This is a genomic window from Croceicoccus sediminis (assembly GCF_007570835.1).
Taxonomy (GTDB): domain Bacteria; phylum Pseudomonadota; class Alphaproteobacteria; order Sphingomonadales; family Sphingomonadaceae; genus Croceicoccus; species Croceicoccus sediminis.
The window spans coordinates 1,446,565-1,460,681 of record NZ_SUNC01000001.1 but is presented as its reverse complement, the minus strand read 5'-3'; the positions used below and the strand labels follow the sequence as shown (position 1 = coordinate 1,460,681).

General features: G+C 62.7%; 14 protein-coding genes. 8 read left to right on the top strand and 6 right to left on the bottom strand.

Annotation, left to right across the window (positions count from 1 at the left end; all coding sequences use genetic code 11):
- Positions 1 to 20: 20 nt before the first annotated feature.
- The 4 genes from FAX90_RS06900 to FAX90_RS06885 are packed head-to-tail and all read left to right on the top strand — an operon-like array spanning position 21 to position 2,735.
- Positions 21 to 824, top strand: coding sequence for an SDR family oxidoreductase (locus tag FAX90_RS06900; protein ID WP_144096541.1), 804 nt, complete (start codon positions 21 to 23; stop codon positions 822 to 824).
- Positions 821 to 1,288 (top strand): VOC family protein, encoded by a 468-nt coding sequence (locus FAX90_RS06895; protein WP_144096540.1) that lies wholly within the window; start codon positions 821 to 823, stop codon positions 1,286 to 1,288. The genes FAX90_RS06900 and FAX90_RS06895 overlap by 4 nt, the downstream gene beginning before the upstream one ends.
- On the top strand, positions 1,288 to 2,241 hold the full coding sequence (locus FAX90_RS06890; RefSeq protein WP_144096539.1) for an acyl-CoA thioesterase: 954 nt from the start codon (positions 1,288 to 1,290) through the stop codon (positions 2,239 to 2,241). Before FAX90_RS06895 ends, FAX90_RS06890 begins: the two co-directional genes overlap by 1 nt.
- Entirely contained in the window at positions 2,238 to 2,735 is a 498-nt protein-coding gene (locus FAX90_RS06885; RefSeq protein ID WP_144096538.1) for a MaoC/PaaZ C-terminal domain-containing protein, read from the top strand. The genes FAX90_RS06890 and FAX90_RS06885 overlap by 4 nt, the downstream gene beginning before the upstream one ends.
- 12 nt (positions 2,736 to 2,747) lie before the next feature.
- On the opposite strand, the gene FAX90_RS06880 is transcribed toward FAX90_RS06885, so the two are convergent.
- The 4 genes from FAX90_RS06880 to FAX90_RS06865 all read right to left on the bottom strand — a co-directional run bounded on the left by FAX90_RS06880 (position 2,748) and on the right by FAX90_RS06865 (position 7,835).
- Positions 2,748 to 3,908 carry an acyl-CoA dehydrogenase family protein gene (locus FAX90_RS06880; RefSeq protein WP_144096537.1) on the bottom strand — a complete coding sequence of 387 codons (1,161 nt, stop codon included), beginning with the start codon at positions 3,906 to 3,908 and terminating at the stop codon, positions 2,748 to 2,750.
- Positions 3,909 to 3,934: 26 nt separating this feature from the next.
- Complete coding sequence (locus FAX90_RS06875) at positions 3,935 to 5,302, bottom strand: aromatic ring-hydroxylating oxygenase subunit alpha (protein WP_240704762.1); 1,368 nt, start codon at positions 5,300 to 5,302, stop codon at positions 3,935 to 3,937.
- Complete coding sequence (locus FAX90_RS06870; protein ID WP_144096536.1) at positions 5,302 to 6,063, bottom strand: SDR family NAD(P)-dependent oxidoreductase; 762 nt, start codon at positions 6,061 to 6,063, stop codon at positions 5,302 to 5,304. Before FAX90_RS06870 ends, FAX90_RS06875 begins: the two co-directional genes overlap by 1 nt.
- A gap of 134 nt (positions 6,064 to 6,197) precedes the next feature.
- The gene (locus tag FAX90_RS06865; protein WP_144096535.1) at positions 6,198 to 7,835 is read right to left on the bottom strand and encodes a class I adenylate-forming enzyme family protein; all 1,638 of its coding nucleotides are present in this window, start codon (positions 7,833 to 7,835) and stop codon (positions 6,198 to 6,200) included.
- Between the two features lie 256 nt (positions 7,836 to 8,091).
- On the opposite strand from FAX90_RS06865, the gene FAX90_RS06860 reads away from it, so the two are divergent.
- The 3 genes from FAX90_RS06860 (at position 8,092) to FAX90_RS06850 (ending at position 10,612) form a co-directional block, all read left to right on the top strand.
- Entirely contained in the window at positions 8,092 to 8,742 is a 651-nt protein-coding gene (locus FAX90_RS06860; RefSeq protein WP_144096534.1) for a TetR/AcrR family transcriptional regulator, read from the top strand.
- Between the two features lie 140 nt (positions 8,743 to 8,882).
- Positions 8,883 to 9,800, top strand: a complete 918-nt coding sequence (locus FAX90_RS06855; RefSeq protein ID WP_205700625.1) for an SDR family oxidoreductase — start codon at positions 8,883 to 8,885, stop codon at positions 9,798 to 9,800.
- A 59-nt stretch (positions 9,801 to 9,859) separates the two neighbouring features.
- Positions 9,860 to 10,612, top strand: a complete 753-nt coding sequence (locus FAX90_RS06850) for an SDR family oxidoreductase (RefSeq protein WP_144096532.1) — start codon at positions 9,860 to 9,862, stop codon at positions 10,610 to 10,612.
- A gap of 86 nt (positions 10,613 to 10,698) precedes the next feature.
- On the opposite strand, the gene FAX90_RS06845 is transcribed toward FAX90_RS06850, so the two are convergent.
- A complete protein-coding gene (locus FAX90_RS06845) occupies positions 10,699 to 12,045 on the bottom strand; it encodes an aromatic ring-hydroxylating oxygenase subunit alpha (protein WP_144096531.1) in 1,347 nt (448 codons plus the stop codon).
- The gene (locus tag FAX90_RS06840; RefSeq protein WP_144096530.1) at positions 12,042 to 13,394 is read right to left on the bottom strand and encodes an aromatic ring-hydroxylating oxygenase subunit alpha; all 1,353 of its coding nucleotides are present in this window, start codon (positions 13,392 to 13,394) and stop codon (positions 12,042 to 12,044) included. Before FAX90_RS06840 ends, FAX90_RS06845 begins: the two co-directional genes overlap by 4 nt.
- Before the next feature lie 180 nt (positions 13,395 to 13,574).
- On the opposite strand from FAX90_RS06840, the gene FAX90_RS06835 reads away from it, so the two are divergent.
- Positions 13,575 to 14,108: a VOC family protein gene (locus FAX90_RS06835; protein ID WP_144096529.1), complete on the top strand. Its 534-nt coding sequence runs from the start codon at positions 13,575 to 13,577 to the stop codon at positions 14,106 to 14,108.
- Positions 14,109 to 14,117 lie beyond the last annotated feature (9 nt).

Genomic DNA, 14,117 nt, shown 5'->3' with positions numbered 1-14,117 from the left:
AGTTGGAGAGGAGGCCTTGCATGGCCGATCTGAACGGAAAGGTCGCCGTCGTCATGGGCGCGGCGAACCGGGACAACATGGCGCAGGTCATCGCGCGCAGGCTGGCGAGCGACGGCGCAAAAGTCGTCGTCGCGGGCCGCAATGCCGGGCCGCTTAAGGACCTTGCAAAGGAGATCGGCGGCATCGCGGTAGGCGATTGCGACCTGACCAGCGAGGAAGACCTCGAAAGACTGGCCAAGGCGGCGGTCGACGGGTTCGGCGGGCTGGACATCGCGGTGAATGCCACAGGGTGGGGCCTGTTGAAGCCGTTCCTCAAGAACACCAAGGAAGACATCGAGAAGATGGCCGCGCTTCAGTTCACGGGCGCGTTCCTGTTTTACCAGGCGATGTTGCGCGCGATGAACGACGGTGGTTCGCTGATCCAGATTTCGTCGGCAACGGCCTCGATCATGCTGGAAGACCATGCCGCCTACATGGGGACGAAGGCGGGGGCCGACCATGTCATCCGCTGTGTCGCCAACGAATTCGGCCATCGCGGCATTCGCGCCAATTCGGTCGCGCCGGGCTTTACCGTGACCCCGATGACCGAGGCTGCTTCGAAGAACGAAGCGATCGTCGATACCTTCACCAAGGAATACCCGCTGGGCCGCGTGGGGACGAGCGAGGACATCGCCGAGGCCGTTTCATGGCTGGCCAGCGATGCCTGCTTCATGACCGGGCAGGTCCTGCAGGTGAACGGCGGGCTGACCCTGCGCCGCAATCCCACCAATCGAGAGATCGTGACTGCGGTGAAGTCCGCACGGGCCGCGGAAGCCGCCGAATGATCCGCGGGGTTCACCACCTGGCGATCTCGACGCCGGATATTGAACGCTTCGTCGATCACTACGAACGCTGGTTCGGGTTCGAACGTGCGGGCGGCGGCGGTTGGGAGCCGGGGAACGAGCGCATCGACACGATGGTCGGCCTGAAGGACAGCCAGGCGAAATACGCGATGATCCGATTGGGCAACTTGCATATCGAGGTTTTCGAATATGCCAGCAACGACCCACGGGACGTGCGCCCGCGCATGTGCGACCGTGGCATCACGCACTTGTGCCTCTATTGCGACGATGTCTTCGCGGAATACGAACGGCTGAAGGCACTGGGCATGGAGTTCAACTGCCCGCCGGGCGGCAGTGCCGCGACCCGCGCGACATATGGCCGTGACTGCGACGGCAATGTCGTCGAATTGCTGCAGATCGTCGATCCCAACTGCGCCTTCGCGTTCGAGAGGCAGCAGGTCGCCTGATGGATGGCTCTCGCTTTGCAGGTGGGCCGAACGGGGCCTATGCCGAACACGTGACCGAAGCGAACCCGTACCCCGACGATCCGCGTGAAGAGCGCGAACGCCTGTTCGACCTGGTCGAAACCGCGCCCGACCGTTTCACTGTCGCCCCGCTTGAAAGCGGGCTCCTGCGGCTGTTCGGTGGGGCTATCGTGGCGCAATGCCTCGATGCCGCGCGCCGCACCGTGCCCGAGGACAAGATCGCGCACAGCCTGCACGCCTATTACATGAAGCCGGGCATGACCGACGCGGTGAACGAGATCGAGGTGACCCGCGAAACCGACGGGCGCAGTTTCGCCACGCGCGCGGTACGCATGAAGCAGGATGACGCACCACTGATGCGGATGATGGCATCGTTCAAAGTGGATGAGGACGGGCCGGGCCATTCGATGCCGATGCCGTGCGTACCCGACCCCGAAACGCTGGAGCCGCTGGTCGATATCTTCGCGCGGTTTGCGGACGAACTGTCGGACCGCCATGGCCCGTTCTGGCTGCGGCGACAGCAGATCGACTGGCGACCGGTGGAGCCGTTTCCGTTCCGCAACAGACAGCATCTGGACCCGAGCCGCCACTTCTGGTTCCGGTTCAAGGGCACTATCGACGGGCCGCATCATGTGCATCAGCGCTGGCTGGCCTATGCCTCGGACATGCATATCTTTCAGACCGGGCTGGGGCCGATGGGGCTGGACTGGTCCGACGACCGGATGCAGACGTCCAGCCTCGACCATGCGATCTGGTTCCATGACCGATTCCGCGTCGACGAATGGCTGCTCTACGCGCTCGAATCGCCGGCTGGGGGCAATGCGCTCGCATTCGGGCGGGGCAACATATTCCGACGCGACGGCACATGCGTTGCCAGTGTCAGCCAGCAGGGGCTGGCCCGGGTGCTGAACGAGAAGCGTGAGGGCAAGCTGTGATCGATACTTTCACCCCGCGCGAACCCTATCGCACGTTCGAAGACCTCTCGGTCGGCGAAAAGCGGGTGTCGCAAAGCCGGACCGTGACGGCCGAGGAGATCGTGGACTTCGCCCGCCAGTACGATCCGCAGTGGTTTCATTCCGACCCCGAGGCGGCGAAGGGATCGGTCTTCGGCCAGGTCGTCGCCAGCGGCATCCACGTGCTCGCCATGTGGCGGCAGATGGATCACGAGATCAATTGGGACATCGATTTCGTATGCGGTGTGGGGATGGACGAAATACGCCTGAAACGCGCGGTCCGCGCGGGCGATACCATCCACGTGACGAGCGAGATCGTGAGCCTTGAACCGTCGAAGTCCCGCAGCGACAGGGGTACGGCGCTGACGCGCTATGCCGTGCTGCTGGACGACGGGACAGAGTGCGTGACCTTCACCAGCATCAACCTCGTCTACACGCGCGAAGGGCGCGAGAGGAAGATCGGCACCGCGCGGTAGCGGTGCCGAAAATCAGCGCCGCTGATCGAACCTGCGGCCCAGCATGGCCGAGGCGATGTTGACCTTCTGAATGTCGATCGCACCGCCCGCGATGCCCCAGCCCCATGCATCGCGCAGGCGGCGTTCCATCGGGAATTCCTTGGAATAGCCGTATGCACCCATCAGCTGCATGGCATCGCCCGTGACTTCGCGCGAAATCGTGTTGGCAAAGCATTTCCCGGTGGAGCTGTGCAGGACCGAAGGCAGGCCGTCCTCCGCCTGCGAAGCGGCGCGCCAGATGAGCAGCCGCGCGGCCTCGCACTTCATCTGCATTTCCGCGAGCTTCAACTGCACCGCCTGGAACTCCGCGATGGGCTTTCCGAACTGCTTGCGCTCCTGAACGTAGACGCAGATGTCTTCCAGCGCGCCCGACGCCTGCGCCAGCGACATCGTCGCATTGCCGCAGCGTTCGAGGTCGAAAGCTTCCATCAGTTTCTTGAAGCCGCCGGCGGGCACGATGACGTTGCCGACCGGCACTTCGCAATCGTCGAAGTTGAGATCGGACGACGGCACGCCGCGAAAGCCCATGAGCTGTTCGTTAGGCCCGAACGACAGGCCCGGCGCGTCTTTTTCGACCAGCACCGCACCGATGCCCTTGGCACCCGGATCGTCGGACAGGCGGCAATAGACGACATAGGCATCGGCATGGCCGCCGCCCGAACACCAACGCTTGGTGCCGTTGATGACGATCTTGTCGCCCTTCACGACACCCTTGGTCTTGAGGTCGGTCAGCGCCGAGCCCGCATCGGGTTCGGACATGGACACCGCAACGACCATGTCGCCCGCGCAGACGGCGGGGACGACGCGGCGCTTCAGTTCGTCGGATGCGAAGTGTTCGATCGCGCGCACCGGCCCGACCGAGCTTTCGAAAACCGGGAAGCCGATGGCCGAGGAAATCTTGCCGAATTCCTCCAGCACGATCAGCGCCTCGATATTGCCGAGGCCCAGACCGCCGAGGTCTTCGGACACGTTGATGCCCAGAAAGCCGAGCTCGGCGAACCGCTTTACCAATTCGCGGCTGGGCGGTTTGTTGTCGCGTTCCAGTTCGGCGGCGATGGCTGGCAATTCGCCACGGGCGAAATCGCGTGCCGCCTGCTGCAGCTGCTGCTGGTCTTCGGTCAGGTTGAAATTCATGTATCGCGTCCTTGCGTCGGCACGCCTTAAAGGTCGTCCGGGCTCTTCTGGCCGGGGCCGTAGATGAAATCGTCCAGCACCTTGTGAAAGTGCCGGATGCGCAGTTCCTGGTCACCGATCCACAGGCCGGGGAAATACTCGGACTGCATGCCCTGCTGCACGGTCGGCAGGTTGAAGGCGTCCTGGTCCAGCACTTGCCCGATCGACTTGTCGCCGTGCCTGAACCGCTGGTGCTTGACCCGTTCGGGCCATTCCTCGCCATCTGGGACCAGTTCGAACATCCAGATGTCGTAGTACATCTTGTTCGGGTCAGTCGCGTGCGGGCGCTGGCGGAACAGCATGATGTCGTCGGCGTGGACGTTCACGGCGACGTTCGGGAAGATCATGTAGTGATAATCGTCGGTCAGCTGGTCGTCGTTCAGCTCCGAATAGTCCTTGCCCTGCTCGGGACCATGCTCGCGCTTGAACTTCTGCACGTCGACGCGGATGTCGGACACACGGCCTTCGTATTCGGCGGGGTCCATCCCGGCGTTGACCATGATTTCGTGGATCGCGGGCGGGATCTGGCTTGGCATGTGGACGCGCGGGCTGATCGCGGCAAACGGGATCAGGTAGCGGTTGTGCTTGCCGTAACAGTCGATCTGGACGTTGATGTCGTCGAGATACCACTTCAGCTGCGGGTGGATGCCCTGCACGTGATAGGTCTCGTTGAAGGCGTCGACCGACGTTTTCCAGTTGCAGTCCCACTCCACCGTGATGTCGCGTTTCCACGCCATCCTTTCGGGGTGATAGGGTTCAAGGTGCTGCTTCAGCGGGTCGATGAAATCGTCGAACGGTTCGACGTCCGGGTTCAGCGAGTACCAGACGAAGCTGTTCCATTCGATGCAGGGCAGGGCCTGTGCCGACATGTCGGGTGGGCCGCCCTGGAAAAACGTGCACATGTCGGGAATGTGTTCGATCTTGCCGTCGAGGCCGTAGGTCCAGTGGTGATACATGCACCGGAAGTTTTCGGCATTGCCAAGCCCTTCGGGCCGCAGCCGGTTGCCGCGGTGCAGGCACACGTTGGGGAAACAGCGGACCGACCCGTCGACCTGACGCACGATCAGGACCGATTCCTTGCCGATCTCGGTGCAGATGTAGTCGCCGGGCTCTTTCAGGTCGTCGCTACGCCCGCCCAGAAGCCAGGTCTTGGTCCAGATCTTCTCCCACTCCATCGCCATGAATTCGGGCGAGTAGTAGCGGGCGGCGGGAATGACGTCGGTGCCCAGTTCGGGATCGGGCGCCTTTTCGACCGGGGTGCCGTTGCCCGTCGTCTCGGGATCGACGCGCGGCACGTCGACGACGCGAAGCGCGTCCATCGCCGCCGGATCCCATCCCATGACGTGCTTTTTCATCAGAAGTGCGTCCGGTTCGTGTAGCCCCCGTCGACAACGAGGTGCGACCCGTTGCACCAACTGGCCGCATCGCTGGCGAGGAAAGTGATCGCCTTGGCGACTTCCTCGGGACGTCCAAGCCGGCCCATCGGCTGCTGGCGAAGCTGGGCGTTGTAGAACTTTTCCATCGTGCCCTTGATCATGTCCCAGTTGCCGCCCTCGAACTCGATCGGGCCGGGGGACACGACGTTTACGCGGATGCCGTCGCTGCCATGATGCAGGGCAAGCTGCTTGCCGTAAGTCGCGATGGATGCCTTGAGGGCGTTATAGGCCTGCGGTCCGCCCATCGCCTCAAGGATGGAAGTCGTGCCGATCAGGACGATAGATCCGCGCTGCTGTTCGGTCATCGTGGGGACCACGGCCTCGACCGCGCGGACAGCGCCCATCAGGTCGACCTCGAAGGCGTTGTGCCAGTATTTCTCAGAACCCATCCCGCCCCCGGCGGAGGTGAAGGGGATCATGATGTCGACCCCGCCCAGTTCCTCGATCGCCCATTCGAACCAGGCCTTGTATTCGTCGGCGTTCTTGGCGTTCGCGGGTTTGCCGACGACCTTGGTGCCATACTTGCCCAGTTCGGCGACCGCGTCCTTGACGCTGTCTTCGCTACGCGCGGTCAGCGCGATGTCGCAGCCTTCGCGGGCGAGGACTTCTGCCACGGCATAGCCGATGCCGCGCGCCGCGCCGACAAGGATGGCCTTCTTCCCCTGCAGTCCAAGATCCATGTTCTACGTTCCTCGCTCTTCTCCGGCGGCGCGGTTTGCCCCCCGCATCTCGCCCTCGCTTTCCCGTGCCCTAGGAGCAGCACTGCCCCGGAGGCAAGATAAAACAGTCATGACTGACTTTTATATAAGACCCGTCATACCGTCTGCAATTCCTTGACGAGCTCGTCGCGCAGGCGGAATTTCTGGATCTTCGATGTCGACATCGGCCATTCCTCGATGAAACGAATATGGCGCGGGATCTTGAACGAACTGATCTTGCCCTTGCAGTGTTCGATCAGCTCGGCCTCGCTCGCACTCTGCCCTTCGGCGAGTTCCACGAATGCGGCCGGCACTTCGACATAGCGATCGTCGGGAAGGCCCACGACTTGCGCCAGCTTTACCGCCGGGTGGGTCTGCAGCATCGCCTCGATCTCGGCTGCGGCAACGTTTTCCCCGCCGACCTTGAGCATGTCTTTCAACCGTCCGTGGAACATGACGTTGCCGTCCGCGTCGATCGAACCGATGTCGCCAGTGTGGAACCATCCGCCTCGAATGGCCTCGGCGGTCTTTTCCGGGTCGTTGTAATACCCTTTCAGCCGGTTCGGGCCGTTGAGCACGATTTCACCCTGTTCGCCCGCGGCGCAGTCCTGCCCCGTTTCGGGATTGACGATCCGCACGTCCCATTCCTGCAGCGGAACACCGCATCGACCGGTGCGCACTTCATAGCTGTCGGACAGGCGGCTGGTCGAAACCGTGCCTGCCGCCTCGGTCAGGCCATAGGTGCCGACCTGGGTGGTGTGCGGCATGGCATCGGCGACGGCCAGCTTGATCCATTCGGGCTGCACCGCGAAGTTCGAATTCATGACGCGCAGTTTCGACAGGTCCGTGTTCTTGAACGTGGGGTGCGTGATCAGGTCCTGCATGATCGTGACGAAGCTGGGATAGGCGATCGTCGCGCCTTCGCGGCCCAGCATTTCCAGTCCCACGCCCGCATCGAAGCGCGGAATGGTCATGTAGGCTCCGCCGAGGTCGAGGATCATCGTCATCGGCAGGATGCCCGCGATGTGGAATATCGGCAGCGGCGACCAGACCTTGTCCTGGCCCGTGCATTCGTAACGCACGCCCAGATTGCGGCTGTTGGCAACTTGCGCGCGGTGCGAAATCATCGCGCCCTTGGGATTGGCGGTCGTGCCCGAGGTATAGAGGATCATCGACGTGTCCTCGGCGGCGACATCGTCGATCCGCTTGTCGAGCGCACTGGCCGCGACGCTATCGCCGCCCGCCAGAGCATCGCTTGCCGAAAGGAGATAGGGCGCGCAGTCGTCATCGAGGCAGATCACCGTGCGCAGCACCGGCGCTTCGTCGAGCGAGAGGTGCCGCGCATCGCCGGCCGATTTCAGCGAGGGAAGCGCCGCTTCAAGCCGTTCCCCGAAGTCGAGGTTTTCGGCCACGCGCCCGGTCGTGATGATCGTGACGAGATCGGCGTTCGCCGTCACATAGCCCAGCTCGCTCGCCTGGTAGCGGGCATTGATCGGAACTGCGACGGCGCCGGTCATGGTGATGCCGTAGAATGCGGAAATGAACTCGATGCAGGTCGGCAGCAGGATGCCCACGTTCTCGCCCGGCTGGACGCCCAGTGCGATCAGCGCGCGCGCCCAGGCCCGCGCCTGTTCGTCGAGTTCGCGGTAGGTCAATCTCTCATCCGGGAAGATGATCGCGTCGCGGTCTGCGAAGCGTTCGGCCGAAGACCGGATCATCTCGCCCATTGTCAGCACAGGCTGATTATCGCCCATCGTGTCTCTCCCAACGTTCCCATACGCCGTCTTGTCGCGGCATCGGGTGGTTGTTTGCGGCAAAGCTTATCAGCCAAAAAGAAAAATACAATCATGCATGAATGTTTTTTGCTGCGGGGATCGTCCATGCGATCGTTGCTTCTCCTCGCTTGCGCCGGGGGCCTCGCTGCTCCTAAAGGCTCTTCGGGGTCCGGCATTGTCTCACGGGCCGCTTGAACATCGGGCCGCACCGGATTTTTGAAAAGACGAGTCGAGAATGAACACCTCGCGCACGCGAACAAAGGCCAGCAGCACTTCCGCGACCCGCAGCAACGGCGGGACCATGCAGGCCGCCAAGGCCGCGCAGACGCGAAAGCGGCTGATCGATGCCACTGTGCGCTGCCTCGTGAAATATGGCTATGCCCGGACCACGACGCCGCGCGTCGCCGAAGAGGCGGGTCTTTCGCGCGGGGCGATGATGCATCATTTCGAAAACGGGGCGGCGCTGATCAAGGCGACGATCCGGGAACTGCACGAAAAGCGCCTGCGCGCATTCCGCCGCGCCGCGGGCGAGACCGAGCATGACGTCGACACCCTGGTAGAGACCTACTGGCAGCAATTGCAGAAGCCGGCCTTCATCGCCTTTCACGAACTGGCCGTCGCCGCGCGCACGGACAAGGATCTGGCCGCGATCATGATGCCCTTGCAGGAAGAATTCCGCGACCGTTTCAACACGCAGGCAGACGCGCTGTTTCCCGAATGGCGCATCGCCCCCGAACAATTCGAACTTGCCATGCGGCTGTCGCAGACCATCCTTGAAGGCATGGCCATTTCGGTTCAGACCGGGGCGATGTCGCCCGAACAGGTGCCTGCCATGCTCACGCATCTCGAAAACCAGATCAGGGCACTGATGCCGCCGATGGGGTGATCGCCACCGTCGACATTCGACAAGCGACAATAATAAAACAATCTTGTTTGTCTTTTTGATACTTCGGGGCTACCGTCGCGATCGGAGAAGGGTGGATGCCGCGACGATGGCATCTGGCAAAAACAAGCAAGGAACGCGCCTTGAACGCAGGATCGCACAAGCCGAAAATCTTCCGGCCCGAGGACGTCAAGACCGAACGGCCCAAGCGCGGCCTCGACGAAGAGGATCTGAAGCAGCAGCAGACGATCTACCGCGATGACATGCTGGCCGGGAAGACGGTTCTGATCACCGGCGGCGGAAGCGGCATGGGCAAGGCGACCGCCTATCTTGCCGCGAAGCTGGGCGCGCAAGTTGCCATCTGCGGCCGGGACGAAGAAAAGCTGGAGACCACGGTCAAGCTCGTGAAGGATGAGATCGGCAGCGATGTCCTGGCCGTTGGCACCAACATCCGCGATGCCGACGCGGTCGAGGCCCTGATCGCCAGGGTGCACGACCATTTCGGCGGGCTCGACACGCTGGTCAACAATGCGGGCGGACAGTTCCCGCAGGACGCGATCGACTTTTCGCGCAAGGGCTGGCTTGCCGTCATCGACACCAACCTCAACGGCACATGGTGGATGATGCAGGAAGCGGCCAAGCGCTGGCGCGAGGATGGCAAGCCCGGCAACATCGTGAATATCGTCGCCAACGTCGAACGCGGGATGCCGCAGGCGGCACACACCTGCGCGGCGCGTGCGGGCGTGATCTACCTGTCGAAGACGCTGGCGACCGAATGGTCGCAATGGGACATCCGCGTAAACTGCATCGGCCCCGGCGTGATCGAGACCGAGGGTTTCCGCATGTATCCCGAAGAGGCGCTGGCCCGGTTTCATAAAGCGAACCCGAGGAAGGAGCGCGGCAATGCGTGGGACGTGGCGGAAATGATCGCCTACCTCGCGTCGCCTGCGGCGCGCTTCATCAATGGCGACCTCATCATCCTCGATGGCGGACAGGCCCAGTGGGGCGTCGTCTGGCCTGCCGGGATGCCGGATTATTTCAGCGAGGACGGGGCCGCCTGAGGCCCGCCGCATCGCCATAAACCGCGACAAACGCGGATCAGCATGAAGGAGAGAGGATTATGGGCCGCGTAGAAGGCAAGGTTGCGCTCGTCACGGGTGGCGGTTCGGGGCTTGGCGCCGCCGATTGCGAGGCTCTGGCGGCCGAGGGAGCGACGGTCGTCGTGACCGACGTCAAGCAGGACACCGCGCAAACCGTCGCCGACCGGATCGGCAGCGGTGCAATCGCACTGGCACTCGACGTGTCGAGCGAGGAGCAGTGGCAGTCGGTGATCGGCGAGATCAAGGACCGGTTCGGAAGGCTCGACATCCTCGTCAACAACGCGGGCGTCGTGCTCAATGCCGATGTCGAGGATACCAGCCTTGAGAAATTCCGCTGGGTGAACGCGATCATGACCGACGGGGTCTTCCTAGGCATCAAATATGCGATTCCGCTGATGAACGAGAACGACGGCGGTTCGATCGTCAACATGAGCTCGACCGGCGCGCTGCTGGGCTATCCGATCTTCTTCGCCTATTCCGCGGCCAAGGGCGCGGTGCGTTCGATGACCAAGTCGGTCGCCGTGATGTGCCAGGAAAAGGGATACAAGATCCGCTGCAATTCGGTGCATCCCGGCGCGATCGAAACGCCGATGGTGCAAGGCGCCGAAGGGCGCGAGGCCAAGCCCGTGGCCGAAGGCGTGCTGCCGCCCGGCATGCCCGGTGCGCCCAAGGACGTCGCCTCGCTGGTGCTTTACCTTGCCAGCGACGAATCCCGCTTTGTGAACGGGGCCGAATTGGTCATCGACAACGGCGTGACGATCCGCCCCTTCTAAGCTGCGTTTTTTCCAGAACAGCCAAAAAAAGCCCTGCCTCATGAGGGAGAGGCAGGGCCAGGGAGGTGGCTATTTGGCTGGCTTCGTTACTTGTCGAGCCAGCGATCCAGTTCGGTGTGGAAGTGCCGCAGGCGCGCTTCCTGTTCGCACCACAGCGGGCCATCGAAGCCGCGTGACCTTGCGCCCTTTTGGACGATGGGCAGAAGATCGGAATCCTGGTCCAGAACTTCGCCCATGCCCGGCGGTTCGCCAAGGCCGGTGTGCACCACTTCGGGCCGCGTCTTGCCGGTCACGTCGACTTCATCGCCAAGGCCCATCCAGCCCGGCGCGCCATACCCCGGCGCGTCGACATGCCGGTAGAGGATCGTCGTTTCGTAGGTGAACTGCTCAGGGTCGCTTTCGTGCGGGTTGAACCGGTGCAGGAAAACGGCCTCTGGGTGGCAGCCGATCTGGATGTTCGGGAAAATGCCGAAGATCGTGGCATCGGTCAGCTGCGCATCGGAAAAGTGCGAATAGTCGAGGCCGATCTTTTCCGCCCGGTCCCGTTTGGCCTGCGCCACCGCGGCGCGGCTTTCCATCGCGGTCCCGTCGAACGTGTCCGGATCGATTCCCGCATCGGCGAGCAGCATGGCGATACCCGGATTTATGCCTTCCTGGTCGGGAAAGTGCGAATTGGGCTGCGCCATGGGCACGAACTGACGTGACAATCCATGCGGGTAGAGGTCGATGTGCGTGCGATCGTCGATCACGCCCATCGTTTGCGGATGGATCGCGTGGAGGTGATAGCTTTCATAGAAAGCATCGATTCCGCCCTTCCAGTTCGCGGCCCAGTCCGATCGGCGATGCTGCACCACGTGCATCTGGTCGATGCGATACGTTTCCAGCATGGGCAGGATCGGGCCGAGAAATTCCTTCAGCGGCGGCACGTCGTCGCTCATCGAGATAAAGACGAGGCCCACTGCTTCCTCGGCGCGGACCGAAGTGAGGTCGGTGCCGTGGCACAGGACTTCGGGGCGGAAGGTTTCCTCGTCGGTGATCTTCTCGTTCTTGCCGTCGAGGGCGAAACGCCACGAATGGAAGGGGCAGGTAAAGCTGTCCTGGCTGCCCATGTCGGTCGTGACCAGCTGGCTGCCGCGGTGGGGGCAAACGTTGTAGTGCGCGTGGACCGCGCCGTCCTCGCCGCGAACGACGAGGAAGCTTTCGCGCCCGATATCGACTTTCACCCAGTCGCCCGGTTCCTGCAGATCGCTCGCCGGTGCGGCCAGCAGCCACGTCCTGGTAAAGACTTTCTCCCACTCGTCCTCGAAGAACGCCTTCGAAGTGTAGCGGGACGGATCGAGCCTTTCGGCCCCGTTGTCGATGGCGGGGGCCGGCTGGTCGAAGGGGTGTTCGGACCCCTTGTGGACTGCCCAGCTGCGCGGATCGTAGTTCACGTGCCTTTGCCCATGCGCCGGTCGAGTTCGCCGTGGAAGTGGCGCAGGCGGCCTTCCTGCTCGCTCCACAACGGTCCGCGAAATCCGCGCGATTTCGCACCTTGCTGCACGATGGGCAGAAGATCGGAATCCTGGTCCAGCACTTCGCCAAGCCCCGGCGGTTCGCCAAGGCCGGTGTGCACGATTTCGGGGCGGGTCTTGCCCGACATGTCGGTTTCCTCGCTCAGCCCCATCCAGGCCGGTGCGCAGTAACCGGGTGCATCGACATGGCGGTAAAGGATGCAGGTGTCGTAAGTGAACTGGTTCGGATCGCTTTCGTGCGGGATGAACCGGTGCAGGAAGATCGCCTCGGGGTGGCAACCGATCTGCGTGTTGGGGAACAGCGAATAGACCACCGAATCCGAAAGCTGGCTGTCGCTGAACCGTTCATAGCCGAGCCCCAGTTCCTCGGACCGCTTGCGCTTGGCCTTCTGCACGGCCTCGCGCGTTTCGGCGGCGGTGCCTTCGAAGGTTTCGGGATCAATGCCTGCATCGCGCAGCATGAGCTGGATACCCGGATTCACGGTTTCCTGGTCGTGGTACCGCTCCGCCGGCTGGGCAAACGGCACGAACTGGCGCGACAGGCCGCCGGGCCACAAGTCGATCTGGGTGCGATCGTCCATCAGGCACTGGGTCTGCGGGTGCACGGCATGGAGGTGGTAGATCTCTGCAAAGGCGTCGACCCCGCCCTTCCAGTTCGCGCCCCAGTCGGACCGGCGATGCTGGACCACGTACATCTTGTCGATGTCGTAAAGCTCAAGCTGCGGCAGGATCGGCGCGAGCCACTGCGTCAGTGGCTCGATTTCCGGGTCCATCGAAATGAAGACCAGCCCGCATGCCACTTCGCAGCGGACGGAGGACAGGTCGTGCCCGTGGCACAGGACTTCGGGGCGGAACGTCTCTTCGTCGGTGACGGCGACGTTCTTGCCTTCAAGGTCGAATTTCCACGAATGGAACGGGCAAGTGAACTGGTCCACCGATCCAAAGTCGGTCGTCACCAACTGGCTGCCGCGATGCGGGCACACGTTGTAGTGCGCCTTGACCGCGCCGTCCTCTCCGCGAACGAGGATGAAGCTTTCGGGTCCGATGTCGAATTTGAAGAAGTCCCCGGCCTCGGGAATGTCGGACACGTGCCCGGCCAGAAGCCATGACTTGCAGAAGACCTTCTCCCACTCTTCCCGCATGAAATCGGGATCGTGATAGCGGCGCGGATCGGGGCGGCCGGTTCCGTTGTCGATCCGGGGCGCACGGCTGTTGAACGGGTGCGGCGTGCCGACATGGATGTTCCAGTCATCGAAATCGAGCTTCATCAGGCGTCCCTCTCCAATTGGGATTCTCCCCGGATTACGAACCGGGACCGTTCCGCGTGCGACCATGTTTCTTCCGGCCGACTCCACGGGGGGCTGGACTACCATTAAAAAACAGTCATGATTGTTTTGCAAGTGACAAGCGTCATGCGAACGACAAGGCGCGCCAGTGGAGAGACGAAGATGAGCAAATTGTACGGCACCACCTTCCAGGTCGCCTATGTCGTGCCCGACATCGACGCCGCGATCGAACACTGGACCACGAAGATGGGGGTCGGCCCGTTCTTCGAATTTCCGCTGCCCCTGCCGTTCGAACATGTCGCCGTGCGCGATGAGACGGTGCCGAACGACCACCCGATCTTCGGCGGCATTGCCGTAACCTACAGCGGCGACACGATGATCGAACTGATCCAGCCGGGCAGCGCGCCTTCGACATACCGCGAATTCCTCGAATCCGGGCAGAGCGGTATTCACCACTTCGGCACCTTCGTCGAAGACTACGACGCGGTCATGGCCGATGTCCGGGCGCGGGGCGTGCCGGTCCTGCTGGAAGGCAGCCTGCCGATTTCGCGTTTCGCCTATCTGGACACGGCGGTGCCGGGGCTTAGCCCCATCATCGAGATTATCGAGCCCCATCCACCGATGTTCGAGGCTTTCGACATGATCCGCGCAGGAGTGCGCGACTGGGATGGCAAGACGCAACGCATGTCGATCTGATCGAACGGC